Source organism: Tateyamaria omphalii, assembly GCF_019802125.1.
GTDB classification, from domain to species: domain Bacteria; phylum Pseudomonadota; class Alphaproteobacteria; order Rhodobacterales; family Rhodobacteraceae; genus Tateyamaria; species Tateyamaria omphalii_B.
Genome location: NZ_JAHVHT010000001.1, coordinates 1654003 through 1669099 on the forward strand (window position 1 = coordinate 1654003; position 15097 = coordinate 1669099).

Annotated in this window: 16 protein-coding genes; 11 read left to right on the top strand and 5 right to left on the bottom strand. The window is 59.5% G+C overall.

Features of this window, described 5'->3' with window-relative positions:
- Position 1 precedes the first annotated feature (1 nt).
- Both KUV51_RS08270 and tig read right to left on the bottom strand, forming a co-directional pair.
- On the bottom strand, positions 2-421 hold the full coding sequence (locus tag KUV51_RS08270) for a RidA family protein (protein WP_222521058.1): 420 nt from the start codon (positions 419-421) through the stop codon (positions 2-4).
- A 159-nt stretch (positions 422-580) separates the two neighbouring features.
- Positions 581-1918 carry a trigger factor gene (gene tig / locus KUV51_RS08275; RefSeq protein WP_222521059.1) on the bottom strand — a complete coding sequence of 446 codons (1338 nt, stop codon included), beginning with the start codon at positions 1916-1918 and terminating at the stop codon, positions 581-583.
- 264 nt (positions 1919-2182) lie between these two features.
- Here tig and KUV51_RS08280 point away from each other — a divergent pair, with 264 nt between their 5' ends.
- The 4 genes from KUV51_RS08280 (at position 2183) to KUV51_RS08295 (ending at position 7728) form a co-directional block, all read left to right on the top strand.
- Positions 2183-2566, top strand: a complete 384-nt coding sequence (locus KUV51_RS08280) for a response regulator (protein WP_222521060.1) — start codon at positions 2183-2185, stop codon at positions 2564-2566.
- A 49-nt stretch (positions 2567-2615) separates the two neighbouring features.
- Entirely contained in the window at positions 2616-5933 is a 3318-nt protein-coding gene (locus KUV51_RS08285) for a chemotaxis protein CheB (RefSeq protein WP_222521061.1), read from the top strand.
- A gap of 61 nt (positions 5934-5994) precedes the next feature.
- Positions 5995-7221 carry a sensor histidine kinase gene (locus KUV51_RS08290; protein WP_222521062.1) on the top strand — a complete coding sequence of 409 codons (1227 nt, stop codon included), beginning with the start codon at positions 5995-5997 and terminating at the stop codon, positions 7219-7221.
- 120 nt (positions 7222-7341) lie between these two features.
- Positions 7342-7728, top strand: coding sequence for a response regulator (locus KUV51_RS08295; RefSeq protein WP_222521063.1), 387 nt, complete (start codon positions 7342-7344; stop codon positions 7726-7728).
- Between the two features lie 7 nt (positions 7729-7735).
- Here the strand turns inward: KUV51_RS08295 and KUV51_RS08300 are convergent, their stop codons facing one another.
- From KUV51_RS08300 to KUV51_RS08310, 3 genes are read right to left on the bottom strand one after another with little or no spacing between them, the layout of a single operon-like run.
- A complete protein-coding gene (locus KUV51_RS08300) occupies positions 7736-8791 on the bottom strand; it encodes a YeeE/YedE family protein (protein WP_222521064.1) in 1056 nt (351 codons plus the stop codon).
- Positions 8792-8833: 42 nt separating this feature from the next.
- Positions 8834-9217: an ArsR/SmtB family transcription factor gene (locus tag KUV51_RS08305; RefSeq protein ID WP_410001062.1), complete on the bottom strand. Its 384-nt coding sequence runs from the start codon at positions 9215-9217 to the stop codon at positions 8834-8836.
- A gap of 6 nt (positions 9218-9223) precedes the next feature.
- Entirely contained in the window at positions 9224-9577 is a 354-nt protein-coding gene (locus KUV51_RS08310; protein ID WP_261385748.1) for a hypothetical protein, read from the bottom strand.
- 95 nt (positions 9578-9672) lie between these two features.
- Between KUV51_RS08310 and KUV51_RS08315 the strand changes: the two genes are divergently transcribed.
- The 7 genes from KUV51_RS08315 (at position 9673) to soxB (ending at position 15081) form a co-directional block, all read left to right on the top strand.
- Positions 9673-10413, top strand: coding sequence for a cytochrome c biogenesis CcdA family protein (locus KUV51_RS08315; protein ID WP_222521065.1), 741 nt, complete (start codon positions 9673-9675; stop codon positions 10411-10413).
- A 15-nt stretch (positions 10414-10428) separates the two neighbouring features.
- Entirely contained in the window at positions 10429-10989 is a 561-nt protein-coding gene (locus KUV51_RS08320) for a SoxW family protein (protein ID WP_222521066.1), read from the top strand.
- A gap of 153 nt (positions 10990-11142) precedes the next feature.
- Positions 11143-11598 (top strand): sulfur oxidation c-type cytochrome SoxX, encoded by a 456-nt coding sequence (soxX, locus tag KUV51_RS08325; protein WP_222521067.1) that lies wholly within the window; start codon positions 11143-11145, stop codon positions 11596-11598.
- A gap of 26 nt (positions 11599-11624) precedes the next feature.
- Positions 11625-12047, top strand: a complete 423-nt coding sequence (gene soxY, locus KUV51_RS08330; RefSeq protein ID WP_222521068.1) for a thiosulfate oxidation carrier protein SoxY — start codon at positions 11625-11627, stop codon at positions 12045-12047.
- Between the two features lie 25 nt (positions 12048-12072).
- Positions 12073-12402 (top strand): thiosulfate oxidation carrier complex protein SoxZ, encoded by a 330-nt coding sequence (gene soxZ / locus KUV51_RS08335; RefSeq protein WP_222521069.1) that lies wholly within the window; start codon positions 12073-12075, stop codon positions 12400-12402.
- Between the two features lie 56 nt (positions 12403-12458).
- Entirely contained in the window at positions 12459-13289 is an 831-nt protein-coding gene (gene soxA / locus KUV51_RS08340) for a sulfur oxidation c-type cytochrome SoxA (protein ID WP_222521070.1), read from the top strand.
- A gap of 91 nt (positions 13290-13380) precedes the next feature.
- A complete protein-coding gene (gene soxB / locus KUV51_RS08345) occupies positions 13381-15081 on the top strand; it encodes a thiosulfohydrolase SoxB (protein WP_222521071.1) in 1701 nt (566 codons plus the stop codon).
- The last annotated feature ends 16 nt before the right edge of the window (positions 15082-15097 follow it).

Here is a 15097-nt window from a genome sequence, read left to right on the forward strand (position 1 = left end):
CTTAGCCTGAAGTCTCCTCGGGCAAATGCACCACCATCTCGACTTCTATCTTGAGCTCCGGCATCGCGAGGGCGGCAACACCGATCCCGGTTACGCTCGGCCGTGCTCCCTGCAGGAACGCCGTGAGAGGTGGCATGGCGACCGACATCGCTCCGTCATCAAGGTCCGTCATGTAGATGCGCATCTGGGCTATGTCGTGCGGTGTCGCCGAAAGAGCCGCAAGCGCGTGGTTCAAGTTGTCGATGACCTGTGCAACCTGCCCGTCAAGCGATGACGGTGTCCCGCTTCCGTCAGCGGACAGGGCGACCTGACCAGACACGAAGGCCAGCCTGCCCGGACCGGCGATCGAGATTTGCGAATAGCCGAGGTCACTGGGATCCGGCAGCGTCTCAGGGTTCAGACGCGTGAGCGATGGGGCCATGTGCTGTCCTTTCGTAGTAAACACATGACCGAGATAGGCGCGCATCCACCTGTGCAACAGACGCAGCACATGGGCCTGCAAAATGCCGCCAATCCGGACCCAAAAGAAAAGGGCCGCACCAGTGGCGCGGCCTTATCCAATAGCATCTGAGAGAACAGCTTAGCTGTCTTCTTCTTCCAGTGCTTCGACGGCCTTTTGCAGATCGTCCTTGCTGACCTCTTTGTCGCTCACAGTGGCGTTTTCGACAATGTGGTCCACCACTTTGTCCTCGAACAGGGGCGCGCGCAGTTGCTGTTGCATCTGGGCGTTTTGCTGAACGAATTCAAAGAACTGGCGTTCCTGACCGGGGTACTGGCGCGCTTGTTGCATGATCGCCTGGCTCATCTCGGCGTCGGTCACTTCGACCTCTGCCTTCTGACCCAGTTCGGCCAGCAGAAGGCCCAAGCGCACGCGGCGCTCGGCCAGGCTGTTGTGCTCGTCCGTGGGCTCGATCTCGGGGTGATCGTGCCCTTCGACGTCCGGGTTTTCCTCGTGCCACAGCTGGTGGGCGATCTGCTTGGCTTCGGCTTCCACCAGCGAGGGCGGCAGGTCGAACTTGACGAGGTCGTCCAGCTGGTCCAGCAGCGCGCGCTTCATCACGGCGCGGGCGGCACCGGAATATTCGCTTTCCAGTTGCTCGGAGATGCGAGATTTCAGGCCGTCCAGGTCCTCCGCCCCGTATTTCTTGGCAAGCTCATCGTCGATCTCGGCGGCGACCGGCTTTTTCACCTCTTTGATGGTGCAGTCAAAGACAGCCTCTTTGCCTTTGAGGTTCTCGGCCTGGTAGTCTTCGGGGAATGTGACCGTAACGGCCTTTTCCTCACCTGCAACCGCGCCGACAAGCTGATCCTCGAAGCCGGGGATGAAGCTGTTGGAGCCCAGTACAAGCGGGTAGTCCTCGGCCGAGCCGCCTTCGAACGCCTCTCCGTCCACCTTGCCGACAAAGTTCATGACAACCTGATCGCCGTCCTTGGCCTTGGCGCCCTTCTTGCGGGCTTTGAAGTCCTGCGCGTTTTCCGCAAGCGACCCAAGGGTTTCTTCGACAGCGGCGTCGTCGGCTTTCACAACCAGACGCTCAAGCGACACCTTGCCCAGATCAACCTCGGGGATCTCGGGCAGCGCCTCGTAGGACATCTCGACGTGTACGTCATCGCCCTCTTTCCAGTCCTCGTTGGTCATCTTGACCTCGGGCTGCATGGCAGGGCGGTCGCCGCTGTCCTCGAAATGCTTGTTCATGGCGCCATCGATGCTTTCCTGCATCGCTTCGCCCATCAGACGCTGGCCGAACTGCTTTTTCAGCAGTGCCATCGGCACCTTGCCCTTGCGAAAGCCCTTCATCTCGACATCGGGCTGCGCCTCGGTCAGCTTTTCGTTGACCTTGTCGTCCAGCTCGGCGGCGGTCACGGTGATGGCGTAACCGCGTTTCAGCCCTTCGTTCAGCGTCTCGGTGACCTGCATGTGTGCTCCCATAGCATTAAAGCCCCCTGAGTGGGGGCTGTTCGTAAATTCGCGCCCTTCTATGCAGCGTGAAGCCTGTGCGCAAGGGCTTTGGGCCGCTGGTTCCTGCAAATTTGCGGTGGTGACGATCGCCCCCGTCCGAACGGGATAAATAAACTGTCGCAGGGCGTTTTTTGCAAAGGTATGGTGGGTCAGTAATTTATTTGCTAACATTATGTTCTAGCGCCCTTTGGACGGTGCGCCCCGTCGGTCAGGACACGTACAATGCAACAGCAAAAGAAAGTACTCCTGGTCGAGGATGATCAGTTCAGTCGCTTCATGATGAAGGAAGTGATTGATATGCTTGGTGTCGGTGTCGACATTGCTGAAAATGGCAAACAGGGGTGCGCTACGCTCGATGAACACCCGGAAGACTACGGTCTGGTGTTGATGGATCTGCACATGCCCGAAATGTCGGGCATAGATGCCGCGAATTACATTCGCACCCGCGTGCCGCCCAACGCCGTCCCGATCATTGCCGTGACCGCAGATGTGGATTTCCACGACAATGACGTGATCGAAAAGCTGGGAATGAACGGGTATGCAAGCAAGCCTGTATCACCCGGGCATTTGATGGAATTGATCGATCAGTATTGCCACGTGCACTAACCCAGCCATAGAGACCAGCGCATAGCCGCCACGAATACCCGAGGACTTGATGAGCGCGGATACGCCTGACCAGCCGACAGACCTTTCCACTGATACCACTGATACGGGAACGAACGAACCATTGCGTGTTATCGGCATCGCCGCTTCCGCAGGGGGGCTCGAAGCCGTTTCACTGCTCGTGCAGAACCTGCCGCAGGCTGCCAATGCCGTCTACGTCGTTGCCCAGCACATGTCGCCCACGCACAAAAGCGTCCTTTCGACGCTGATTTCGCGGGAAACAAGTCTGCCGGTCGTGGAACTCGGTCCGGAAACCGAACCTGAGCGTGGGTACATCTATGTCACCCCGCCCAACACGGATGTGGTGCTGGAAAGCGGCATTCTGCGCCTGCGCAACCCGTCCGGGCACGCGGCCTCGCCCAAGCCATCTGCGGACCGGCTGTTCAAAAGCCTGGCCAACGAGCAGGGCGAGAATTGCATGGGCATCGTGCTGTCCGGCACCGGTTCGGATGGCAGCTATGGCGTACAGGCCATCCGCGAGGTCGGCGGCATCACCATCGCGCAGGACCCGGCTTCGGCGAAATATGACGGGATGCCCACATCAGCCATCGAAACAGGCTGCATCGATCTGACCCTGTCGCCCGAACAGATCGGGACCCACCTGGAAAAGATCCTGGCACAACCGCGCAACCTTGATGGGTTGCGCAGCCTGCAGGACGAACCCAAGCCCTTGGGTGAATTGTTCGGCATTCTGCTCGCCCGGACCCAGGTGGATTTCGCCGACTACAAAGAAAACACCCTGAACCGCCGCATCGCGCGGCGCATGACGGCCCTCGGCATCCAGAACTACGACGACTATGTCGACTATTGCCGCACCAACATGCCCGAGGTCGACGCGCTGCACCGCGACCTGCTGATTTCCGTCACGCGGTTTTTTCGCGACCCGGATCAGTTCGACAAACTGCAGCGCGAGCTTGAAACCCAGTTGAATGGCCGCGAGGATGGCCCGATCCGTGTGTGGGTCGTCGGCTGTGCGACAGGTGAGGAAGCCTACACCATCGCCGTCATTCTGGCGGAGGTGCTGGGCGGGATCGAGATGCTGGCCCGGCGGAATGTTCAGATCTTTGCCACCGACATTGATCAGAACGCGATTGATGTGGCCCGCAAGGGCATCTACCCCATCGCGGCGGCCTCGGACATTCCGGTCAAGTTGCTGAACAAGTACTTCAGCGTCGGAAACACCGAGATCACGGTGCGCCCGGAACTGCGTTCCGTCACGCTGTTTTCCCACCACAACGTGTTTCAGGACCCGCCGTTCATCAATGTGGACATTGTCAGCATTCGCAACCTGCTGATCTACTTCAACCTCGCGCTGCAAGAACGTGTGCTGAGCCGCCTGCATTATGCCATGGCTGCAGGCGGCCTGCTGTTTGTCGGCACGTCCGAGACCGTGGGCGAAATGGGCGTCTTCTTTGAAGGGCGCCAAGGGGCGGACAAGGTCTATATCAAGCGTCGCGGCATCTCCGGCGAGTTGTCCATCGAACCGACTGTTCGTGGGTACAAGGGCGGTATGCGTGCCTATCCGGCAGGGGACAAGGCACAGTCCAAGACCGAGCAAAGCGAATATCGCGACCTGTCTCTTGCCCGCGCCGTGGCCCCGAATGGCATGATCTGCACGCAGAATGGCAACATCATCGAGGTGCTCGGCGATCTGAGCCCGTTCATGGAAATCCGCGCGGGTGCGTCAACCTCTTTGAACCTGAGGATGCTGATTGATCCGCTCCGCACCGAGGCAATGAGCCTCATGGCCGTGGCCATACGGAACAACGGCCGGCGAACCGGCAGATGGCACCGGGTATCGCTGCCGGTTGGCAACCAGGTGCAGTTGCAGGTGTTCCCCTTCATCAGCCAGCGCGGCGGAGAGCCACAATGCCTGATTGCCGTCAACGCCAAGTTTGAAGAGGTGACCGAGACACCGCTCGAGGATATCGCGGATCTCGACCATCGCGCCTATGTCGAGAAGATGGAACTCGAGATCAAGTCGACGCAGGAGGCCCTGCAACAGACGATCGAAGAGTTGCAGACGGCGAACGAGGAACTGCAATCCTCGAACGAGGAATTGCAGTCGACCAATGAGGAGTTCCAGGCCACGAACGAGGAACTGGAAACCTCGAACGAGGAATTGCAATCCACAAACGAGGAGTTGCTGACCGTCAACGAGGAATTGCAGATCAGTTCTGCCGAACGGCAGGCACTGGCCTCCGAACTCGAAGCGACGATGACCTCGGCCCCCTACGCTGTCGCGCTCGCGGATCAGGCCCTGATGGTGCGTCGCATGTCGCGCGTGGCGATGGAATTCTTCGGTGTCGGAGAAATTCCACCCACCGGCATCCACCTGAGCCAATGCAACATGCCATCGGGCTTTCCTGCCCTGGCGCCCATCGCGAACACGGTACTGCGCGTGCAGGAACCGCGCCGCCTGCCCGTCCTGTCGCACGGCCGCTACTACACCATGCTGATGTCACCGGTGCACGATGTGCATCGCAAGCTGATCGGCTTGTCGATCACGATCACCAAGGACGTGAGCGACCCGATGGCTCTGATCGTCGACATGATGAGCAAGGCCAGCAATATCGCCCACTGGTCCTATAACCTCGATACACTGGAACTGACCTGGTCGCCCGACATGTTCGCCCTGCATGGGCGCACGGATTCCGGCGACATGCCGACATGGGAAGACACAATACAAATGATCCACCCTGCAGATCGGATCGCCTATCGCACCATGATCGACGACCTGCTGGCGGAGGGCACCTCTCAAACATACGAGGCGCGGATATTTGGCCCCGGGGGCCGCATCGTAAAGACCACCGGCAGCATCACGATGATCCGGGATTCCGAAGGGGAGCCTGTGCAGATGGTCGGCGTTACGTGGGATTCAGCCGCCGGACATGCACGAGACATTCAACTGTCCAGCCTCGAAGCCGTTCAGGACGATCTGGGGATCGGGTTCTACTCCTTTGACATCGAGAACAATACCGGGCTGTGGAGCAAGGCGATGTACGAGATACTCGACTTCAACCCGGACCGGCATACCCCGTCGGTCGAAGCGTTGCTGACCCGTGTGATCGAAGATGAGCGCGAAGCTCTATCGAATGACTTTCAAACAGTGCTCGAGCGTGGGGATCCCTTTGACCGCACCGTGAGATTGGCCGGAGACACGGGCGTTCACATCGTTTGCACATGCCTGGGCCGGGCTCGGTCCGAGGAAGATGGCCGCATCAGTCATGTCTTTGGCAGTTTGCGTGTCCTGAACGAGATAGACTTGGCCGACACGCAGCCCGCCGCTCAGGACACGTCGACCGGTTAACTCTCCGTTCACCAACTCTGGTCAGTATTGAACGCATTGGAACCGAGTGGAACAGAACTCCATGAACATGATGCCTGCCGCACGCTTTGTGAAAAACCGGTATTCGCAGGATGTGGATCGCGCGCTGAACCTGCTGCCCGCCGATGCCGACGTGGACGCAGATACGTTGAGCGCTGCCTTCCTTGCTTCGCCATATGCATGTTTTCTGCTGGATCAGGAAGGCCGCGTACTGGTGTGCAACCGGCGTGCCGAGCGCATGTATTGCCCGCCGACACATGAAATGCCGGACGGGCTGCGCGGCATGGGTCTCCATAAATTGACCAAGCTGACCCATGAAGAGACGATGGAGACGCTGAGAAAGGGCGCGGCCCGCAGTTCGATGGAACTTCCCATGGTGACGTCGCACGGCGCAAACGCCGTCCGCCCGACCATGTTTCGGGTCGCGCTTCTGCGGTCCAGCGCATTGGGCCAGCGCCTGTACTTGCTGACACAGGACCATTTGAAAGCGGCAGCCGATGCGTTGAGCCAAATGAATCAGCGCCGCATCTCGGCCCGCAAGGACCTCGTCGAGATTGAAGGGCGCTTTGTCGACCTGCACGCATCCCTGATCGCCATGGAATCCTTTGCGCATCAGGCATCACACGATCTGCGCACACCTCTGAGTACGATTTCCGGCATGCTGCAATTGTTCGAGACGCGGTTTGGCGATGACTTGCCGGATAAGGCCCATCAGTATCTCGACGTCATGCGTCGTGCGGCCGAGCAGATGGACACGCTGACTTGTGACTTTCTGGAACATGCGCGGTCCGTGTCCGCCGAGGTGGCTGCCGAACCTGTTGATCTGCAGGTCGTTCTGGAAGACGTGCGACGGGACCTGCAGAACGGTATGGCGCCGAGCGAGTTCGACCTGAGAATTGCATGTCCCTCCTTGACCGTGATGGCGGAACCGACGCTTCTGCGGATGTTGCTGTCGAACCTGCTGGGCAACGCGATCAAGTACCGTCACCCCGATCGCAGGCTGCGCATTGATGTCGCCTTGCATACAGAGCCGGACGGCACGCATCGCCTAACAATTGCAGATACGGGCAGCGGTTTTGACCCAAGCGAAAGCGAAGCGATCTTCCTGCCGTTCCGGCGCCTGCATATGTCGATTGACGGGACGGGTATGGGGCTGTCGACTTGCGCCGAAGTGTGCCGCCGTCATGGATGGAGCATTTCCGCGTCGTCGGACGGGGAGAGTGGCGCCACTTTTACGTTGCTTTTTCCACACTTACAGCCATCGGTTTAGATTTCCTAAAATCTGAGAAAAATTCTTCGGCTACCTACTTCTTCATACATTGAACGCTGTGTTAAATGTTTTTTTAACCCCAGACGCATAGATGTCTGTCGTAGGAAGTCGGAGTTGTTCATGGCTGTAGTTCTGGTTCTTGAAGATGACCCCGGTTTGCAATTCACCTTCTCTGAAGCGCTGGAAGATGCAGGCCATGAAGTGCACATCGCGTCCGATAACGAAGAAGCCATGAATGAATTGCGCCGCTGCAGCCCTGACGTTCTTCTGCTTGACCTGATGGTGGATGGGGGATTGTCCACCGATGTTGCCAACTACGCGGGCTATTCAGCCCCCGACGCCGAGGTGATCTATGTCACCGGAAGCGGGTTGTTCGCAAAGGGCGAGTTGTTCACGATGACCCGAAACGCGCGCATGGTCCTGCGCAAGCCGGTCGATCTGCGTGAATTGATCTCCATGGTCGGGCATGTGGCTCCGGAGCCTATTCGCGTATCTGCAACCGCGTAAGCGGCGGCTACTCCGCCGGAGTGAAACCGGAAATCAACTGCTTCAGCCCCACGCTCGCGCCAATGAAGATGGCGACGAAGGCAACGGGCGCGCTGAACGCCAGCGTTGAAAACGCAGATATCCCCTGCCCCACACTGCACCCCACGGCGAGGATCGCGCCCGGGCCCATCAGCGCCGCCCCACCGATCTGACGCCGCAATTCTCGCGGGTCTTCGCAGGCTTCCCACCGGAAATGCCCCTTGGAATACGAGCCGAGTGCTGCACCGATCATGACACCAAGGACCGAACCCACGCTGAAGGAAAGCGTGTTGCCCGACGCGGTCATCATGTAGAACAGCGTGTCGCCGATGGGGGCCACGAAGCTGTGTGTCTCGATCGGTTCCGGCTCAAACCCTGTCGTTGTCACCCAATAGGTACCGAGCCAGCCCGACACCACCGCAAGGCCCACAACCGTGCCCCAAAACAGGTGCCGCGGTGACCGGCGCATCTGCGCGCTCGACAGGCCAGCCGCAACGACCAAGGCGCCGATCACGATCCCTGTCATGGCTGATGACAGGCCAAACTGCGCCTCGATCAACTGGCTCAGCCCTTGCGGGCTGCTTGCATCCAACTCAACCGGAAACAACCAGACGCGGGCGTGTGCCAATGGCCCTGACATCACGAAATAGGCCGACAGCCCCATCACAATCACGATCACAAAGGACCGCAAGTCACCGCCTCCAAGCCGCGCCAGAGCGCCGTAGCCGCAATTGCCGCTGAGTGCCATGCCATAGCCGAACACCAGCCCGCCAATGATGGTGCCCGCCGGGTTCCAGACGCGGTCGAGATAGGCAGCTTCGGAGGCTTCGAACAGGTCGAACATAATGGCCAGATGCGTGCCGATGATCGCAACACCGATGGCCAGCGCCCACATGCGCAGGCGTCTGTCGTCCGAGCCGTAAAGCACATCTTCGAAGGCACCCAGGGTGCAGAACCGCCCGATCCGCGCCGCAAGACCAAGGGCGATGCCGCCAAAAAGTCCAATCAAAGCAACGGTGTTCGCTTCTCCAAGCGCATCAAGCATACAGGCTTCCTCCCGAAGACCGTACGCGGGCGAAGCGTGCGGTCAGTCTTCCCTGCAGAACAGGTCGTAGACGACTTCCATGATTTGCTTGGGTCGGTCGTCTGTCAAGCTGTAGTAGATCGCTTTGCCCTCGCGGCGGGGCTTGACCAGCCCTTCGAGCCGCAGGCGGGACAGTTGCTGAGACACAGCCGCCTGCCGGGCCGACAGCAGATCCTCCAGCTCGGTCACTGACTTTTCGCCCGACACGAGGTGGCACAGGATCATCAAGCGCCCCTCGTGACTGATCGCCTTGAGGAAGTTCGACGCGGCCTGCGCGTTGCGCATCATCTTTTCCATGTCCTCGGGACACATGTCCGGGTCGAAGACAGGCAGGCGCGATGGCGTGTTGTTTTGCGTGTCAGGTTCCGTTGACATATCCAGCGACATACCGCGTTAACCTCTGTTTTCCAAGGGAATGTTCGCGCGTTCGAACATCATTGTGAGCAGGCCCCAGAAGAAGTCTTCTCCCGGATAGCCTTCGATCCGGCCCACCTCTGCCCCGTCTTGTACCAGGACGAAGGTGGGCGTGAAATGCACCCGCTGCGTGAACGCCACATCGGGCTTTTCGGCATGCAGATCATAGCGGTGCAGCGGGGCCGCCTGCCCCTCTGCGGTCTTGGGATAAATGTGCGCAATCTCTTCGTTCCACTTGCCGCACCAATAACATCCATCCTCTTCCGCCATCAGCAGATAGGTGTCCGCCCAAGCCCCCAGCGGCAGGCCCGCCAAGGCCGCCACTGCCATCATGCGTAAGAGTTTCAACAGACTGCTCCGATTGACGCCGTTCGACAATTAATCATAATCTAATTCTTGAATATCTCAAGACAAGGGACGCAGGGGCGATGTTTGATGTGACATTTTTGGGCGCTCTGCTGGCCGGTTTGCTGTCTTTTTTGTCGCCCTGCATCCTGCCGATCGTGCCGTTCTACCTCAGCTACCTCGCTGGCGTCGGCATGAACCAGATCTCGGCCGAGGCGGAGATTTCGCGCGAGGTGCGCATGCGCGCGTTTCTGGCTGCTTGCTGTTTCGCGCTTGGCGTCATCACGGTGTTCATGGGCCTCGGTGCCACGGCCACGGCGTTTGGCCAGATGGTCCGTGAATACTTCGATGTCCTGCGCTGGATCGCCGCCGCCATCATCATCGCGATGGGCTTGCACTTTCTGGGCGTCGTCCGGATCGGGTTCCTCTACCGCCAGTTCCGCGCGGATGCGGGCAACACATCAAATGTCGGGTTGCTCGGCGCCTTCGTCATTGGCCTCGCCTTCGCCTTTGGCTGGACACCCTGCGTCGGACCCGTCCTCGCCGCCATCCTGTTCACCGCCGCGGGGCAAGACACAGCGAGCCAGGGCGCGAGCCTGCTTTTTGTCTATGGGCTGGGCATGACCCTGCCCTTCATCGCCGCCGCCCTGTTCATCGGTCCCTTCATGTCGTGGATGGCCCGCTTTCGCCGGCACCTCGGCCTGATCGAAAAAGCGATGGGCGCGCTCTTGATCCTATTCGGCGTCCTGATCGCCACGAATTCCATCAACTACATCGCGCAATGGATGCTGGAACACGTCCCGTGGTTCAGCGCCATTGGTTAATCCTGGGAGGAGACCATGAAACACCTGATTGCTTTGCTGACCACACTTGCCCTCGCCCTGCCCGTCGCCGCTGCCGAACTGGGCGACGACGGGCTGCACAAGACACCGTGGATGCGCGACACGTTCAAGGATCTGACCGAGGATCTGGAAGAGGCCAATGCCGAGGGCAAGCGCTTGATGGTCATGGTCGAACAGCGAGGCTGCATCTACTGCACCAAGATGCACGAAGAGGTGTTCGTCATCCCCGAGATCGAACAGTATATCGAGGACAACTTCTTTGTCGTGCAGATCAACATGTTCGGCGATCTGGAAGTCACCGATTTTGACGGCACCACCCTGCCCGAGAAGGACATGGTGAAGCGGTGGGGTGCGCTGTTTACCCCGAACATCTATTTCTTTCCTGAAGAGGTCGGCGCCGATCAGAAGGCGAACGAGGCCGCCGTTGCCAACATGCCGGGCGCTTTTGGCCGCTGGACCACCTTCAACATGCTGAACTGGGTGGTCGGGAAAGGCTATGACAGCGACGAGCCGTTTCAGAAGTACCACGCCCGCAAATTCGAAGAACAGAACGGCTAGGCGTTGCTGCAGCTGCGAACGAAATCTTGCGGCACTTGCTGCGGTTGCGAACAGATACAAAAATTCAAGTAGTTGAATTTGATGTTGCGTACGCGAGAATGTGTACGATAGTGTGCAGGAAAACAAAGCCAAGAATCGACCAAGGGAGGGCGCATGAAACATGCACTTGGAGGGGTCTTTGCTGCACTGATGGCTGGAACGATGGCCATCGCAGAAGACGTGAAACCAACCGCTGTGGCGTTCGTCGACGGAACTGTCGAACAGTCGTTGACCGGCCAGCCCGGTGATGCAGCCGAAGGCCGCAAGGTGTTCGCAAACCGCAAGCAGGGCAATTGCCTCGCTTGCCACATGAACGCCGATCTGGCCGAAGAAAGCTTTCACGGCGAAGTTGGCCCACCCATGGACGGCGTCGCGGATCGTTGGACCGTGGCCGAACTGCGCGGCATCGTCACCAACTCCAAGATAATGTTCGAGGGCACGATCATGCCCGCCTTCTACGTCGATGCAGGCTACACCCGCCCGCTCGATGACTTTGCCGGCCAATCCATCCTGACCGCCCAGCAGGTCGAGGATGTGGTCGCCTATCTGATGACGCTCAAAGAGCTGTAATTTCCCGAGACCCGAGGAGACATGACATGAAACTGACACGGCGCAACCTGCTGATTATCAGCTCCGCCGGGGTGGCTGCGACGGCCATGGGCTCCCTGCCCGCCTTCGCCTCGCTGACTGATGACGCGATCAACGAACTGACGGGCGGTGCAGCCCTGGGCGAAGGGGCCATCACCCTGACTGCCCCTGAAATTGCCGAGAACGGCAACACCGTCCCGATCGAGGTCGACGCACCCGGTGCGGTCGCCATCACGCTCTTTGCCGACGGCAACCCGGTGCCCAACGTGGCGACCTTCAAATTTGGCCCGCTCAGCGCCTCGCGCAGCGCATCCACACGCATCCGCCTGGCCACAACCCAGAACGTCGTCGCCATCGCACAGATGGAAGACGGATCGTTTCAGAAGGCATCGGCCAACGTCAAAGTGACCATCGGCGGCTGCGGCGGCTGATCCCAGAGATGCGAGGAGTACAAACATGGCATCCGGCGTAAAACCCCGCGTAAAAGTCCCCAAAACAGCCTCGGCTGGCGACACGATCACCATCAAGACCCTGATCAGCCACAAAATGGAAAGCGGTCAGCGCAAGGACGATGATGGCAACGTCATCCCCCGCTCGATCATCAACCGCTTCACGGCTGACTTTAACGGCCAGAACGTCATCGACGTGACGCTCGAACCGGCGATCTCGACCAACCCGTATTTCCAGTTCGAAGCGGTCGTGCCGGAATCTGGTGAGTTCACCTTCACCTGGTACGACGATGACGGCGACGTCTACGACACATCGAAGAAGATCGAAGTCTCCTGATCAACAAGGGGACACGATCCAGCCAGGCCCGGACGGGTCAGCCAGGGAGGGATAACATGAACATGAAACCATGGATTGCAGTGGTGGTTGCAGGGCTTGCCAGCACCGCCGCAGCCCAAGACCAAAACAGCCTGAGCATCGAGGGTGAGGATATGGTGACCGAGGCTGCGGCCCCAGCCCATATGGAGAACCTCGACACCATCTACTCCGGCTGGCGCTTCCGCTCGGGCGAAACGCAAGCGCTGGAAACCGATGATTTCGACAACCCGGCTTTTGTCTTTGTGGATCAGGGCATTGATCTGTTCGACAAGGTGGATGGTACCGAGGGCAAGGCCTGTTCGTCCTGCCACGAGAATGTCGAGGATTTCGCGGGCCTGCGCACGCAACTGCCCAAGGTTCAGGACGGTAAACTCGTCGCGATGGAAGATCTGGTAAACGGATGCCGGACTGAACGTATGGGTGCTGAGCCATGGAAATGGTCGGGCGGCCAGATGACGGCCGTCACCGCCCTGATCGGTCTGCAATCGCGCGGGATGCCCATGGATGTTGCCATCGACGGTGACGCCGCCCCCTTCTGGGAGCAGGGCAAGGAGCTGTATTACACCCGCGTTGGTCAACTCGATATGTCCTGCTCGAACTGTCACGAGGACAATTACGGCATGATGATCCGAGCCGACCACCTGAGCCAGGGTCAGATCAACGGCTTTCCGACCTACCGTCTGAAAAACGCCAAGCTGAACTCGATCCACGGGCGCTTCAAGGGCTGCATGAAGAACATCCGCGCCACCCCCTTTGCCGAGGGCGGCGACGAGTTCAAGGCGCTTGAGCTCTACCTCGCCTCGCGCGGCGAGGGTCTGTCGGTCGAAACACCGTCGGTGCGCAACTAACCAATCAAAGGGCCTCGCGTTTTCCAGCGCGGGGCCTTTTCTTCGCGTATAAATTCAAACATACGCATATGTATAAAGGGATAGATCACAGATGATCTCGCGGCGTGACTTTCTGCAAGTAGGTATGGCGGCTTCGGCCCTTCTGGGCACATCGGGTTTCGGCAATTGGGCGCGGCTGGCAGCGCAACAAAAGCTGACGCAGGACCAGCTTTTGCAGTTCGACACGTTCGGCAATGTGTCCCTTATCCACGTCACGGACATCCACGCGCAGCTCAAGCCCATCTATTTCCGCGAACCTTCGATCAACATCGGCGTCGGCGGCAACAAGGGGGCCGTGCCCCATGTGACCGGTGCGGAATTCCGAAAACTCTACGGTATCGAAGACGGCAGCCCCAGCCACTACGCCCTGTCCTCCGGCGACTTCTCCGCCCTCGCCCAAGGCTATGGCCGCGTCGGCGGCATGGACCGCGTTGCCACAGTGATAAAAGCGATCCGCGCCGACCGTCCCAACGCCATCCTGCTCGACGGCGGCGACACGTGGCACGGCTCCTACACCTGCCTCAAGACCCAAGGGCAGGACATGGTCAACGTCATGAACGCGCTCGAACCGGACGCCATGACCTTCCACTGGGAATTCACCCTCGGCTCCGACCGCGTGAACGAGTTGGTCGAAAACCTGCCCTTCGCAGCGCTCGGCCAGAACATCTTTGACGTCGAATGGGACGAACCGACCGAGCTTTTTCCGCCCTACAAGATGTTCGAACGCGGCGGCACCAAGATCGCCGTGATCGGACAGGCCTTTCCCTACATGCCTATCGCCAACCCCGGTTGGATGTTCCCCGAGTACGCGTTCGGCATCCGGGACGAAAACATGCAGGCCATGGTGGACGAGGTCCGCGCCGCCGGTGCCGAATGCGTCGTCGTGCTCAGCCACAACGGCTTTGACGTGGACAAGAAGATGGCAACGGTCGTCAGCGGCATCGACGTGATCCTGTCGGGCCACACCCATGACGCCCTGCCCGAACCCGTATTGTCAGGCGAAACACTGATCTTCCCTTCCGGCTCGAACGGGAAGTTTGTGACGCGCATTGACCTCGATATCCGCGACGGTCGGATGATGGGCTACCGGTCCAAACTGATCCCGATCTTCTCCGACGTCATCTCTCCCGATGCCGAGATGGCCGCGCTGATCGACGAGCAGCGCGCACCGTTCCAGGCCGACTTGTCGGAGGTGATCGGCCAGACCGACAGCCTTCTCTACCGTCGCGGAAACTTCAACGGCACGTGGGATGACCTAATCTGCGACGCGCTTCTGTCCGAACGGGACGCCGAGATCGCACTCTCGCCCGGCGTCCGCTGGGGGCCGTCCCTCATCCCAGGTCAGGACATCACGCGCGAAGACATCTTCAACGTCACCTCCATGACCTATGGCAAGGCCTATCGCACGGAAATGACAGGTGAATTCCTGAAAATCGTGCTGGAGGATGTGGCCGACAACATCTTCAACCCCGACCCCTACTACCAACAGGGCGGCGACATGGTCCGTACCGGCGGGCTTGGCTACAGCATCGACGTCAGCCAGCCGCAGGGCAGCCGGATCAGCGACATGACCCTACTCTCGACCGGCGAACCCATCGACCCGGCTCGCAACTACGTGGTCGCCGGCTGGGCCTCGGTCAACGAAGGCACCGAAGGGCCGCAGATCTGGGACGTGGTCGAAGATCACATCGCCAAACTGGGCACCGTCACCGTCAAACCAGACAACAACAGCGTTACAGTCACAGGCGTTTAACCAAGGGATTCAACAC

Coding starts and splice junctions, on each gene's coding strand:
- KUV51_RS08270 (WP_222521058.1), bottom strand. CDS start 421: ATGGCCCCATCGCTCACGCGTCTGAACCCTGAGACGCTGCCGGATCCC.
- tig (WP_222521059.1), bottom strand. CDS start 1,918: ATGCAGGTCACCGAGACGCTGAACGAAGGGCTGAAACGCGGTTACGCC.
- KUV51_RS08280 (WP_222521060.1), top strand. CDS start 2,183: ATGCAACAGCAAAAGAAAGTACTCCTGGTCGAGGATGATCAGTTCAGT.
- KUV51_RS08285 (WP_222521061.1), top strand. CDS start 2,616: ATGAGCGCGGATACGCCTGACCAGCCGACAGACCTTTCCACTGATACC.
- KUV51_RS08290 (WP_222521062.1), top strand. CDS start 5,995: ATGAACATGATGCCTGCCGCACGCTTTGTGAAAAACCGGTATTCGCAG.
- KUV51_RS08295 (WP_222521063.1), top strand. CDS start 7,342: ATGGCTGTAGTTCTGGTTCTTGAAGATGACCCCGGTTTGCAATTCACC.
- KUV51_RS08300 (WP_222521064.1), bottom strand. CDS start 8,791: ATGCTTGATGCGCTTGGAGAAGCGAACACCGTTGCTTTGATTGGACTT.
- KUV51_RS08305 (WP_410001062.1), bottom strand. CDS start 9,217: ATGTCGCTGGATATGTCAACGGAACCTGACACGCAAAACAACACGCCA.
- KUV51_RS08310 (WP_261385748.1), bottom strand. CDS start 9,577: ATGATGGCAGTGGCGGCCTTGGCGGGCCTGCCGCTGGGGGCTTGGGCG.
- KUV51_RS08315 (WP_222521065.1), top strand. CDS start 9,673: ATGTTTGATGTGACATTTTTGGGCGCTCTGCTGGCCGGTTTGCTGTCT.
- KUV51_RS08320 (WP_222521066.1), top strand. CDS start 10,429: ATGAAACACCTGATTGCTTTGCTGACCACACTTGCCCTCGCCCTGCCC.
- soxX (WP_222521067.1), top strand. CDS start 11,143: ATGAAACATGCACTTGGAGGGGTCTTTGCTGCACTGATGGCTGGAACG.
- soxY (WP_222521068.1), top strand. CDS start 11,625: ATGAAACTGACACGGCGCAACCTGCTGATTATCAGCTCCGCCGGGGTG.
- soxZ (WP_222521069.1), top strand. CDS start 12,073: ATGGCATCCGGCGTAAAACCCCGCGTAAAAGTCCCCAAAACAGCCTCG.
- soxA (WP_222521070.1), top strand. CDS start 12,459: ATGAACATGAAACCATGGATTGCAGTGGTGGTTGCAGGGCTTGCCAGC.
- soxB (WP_222521071.1), top strand. CDS start 13,381: ATGATCTCGCGGCGTGACTTTCTGCAAGTAGGTATGGCGGCTTCGGCC.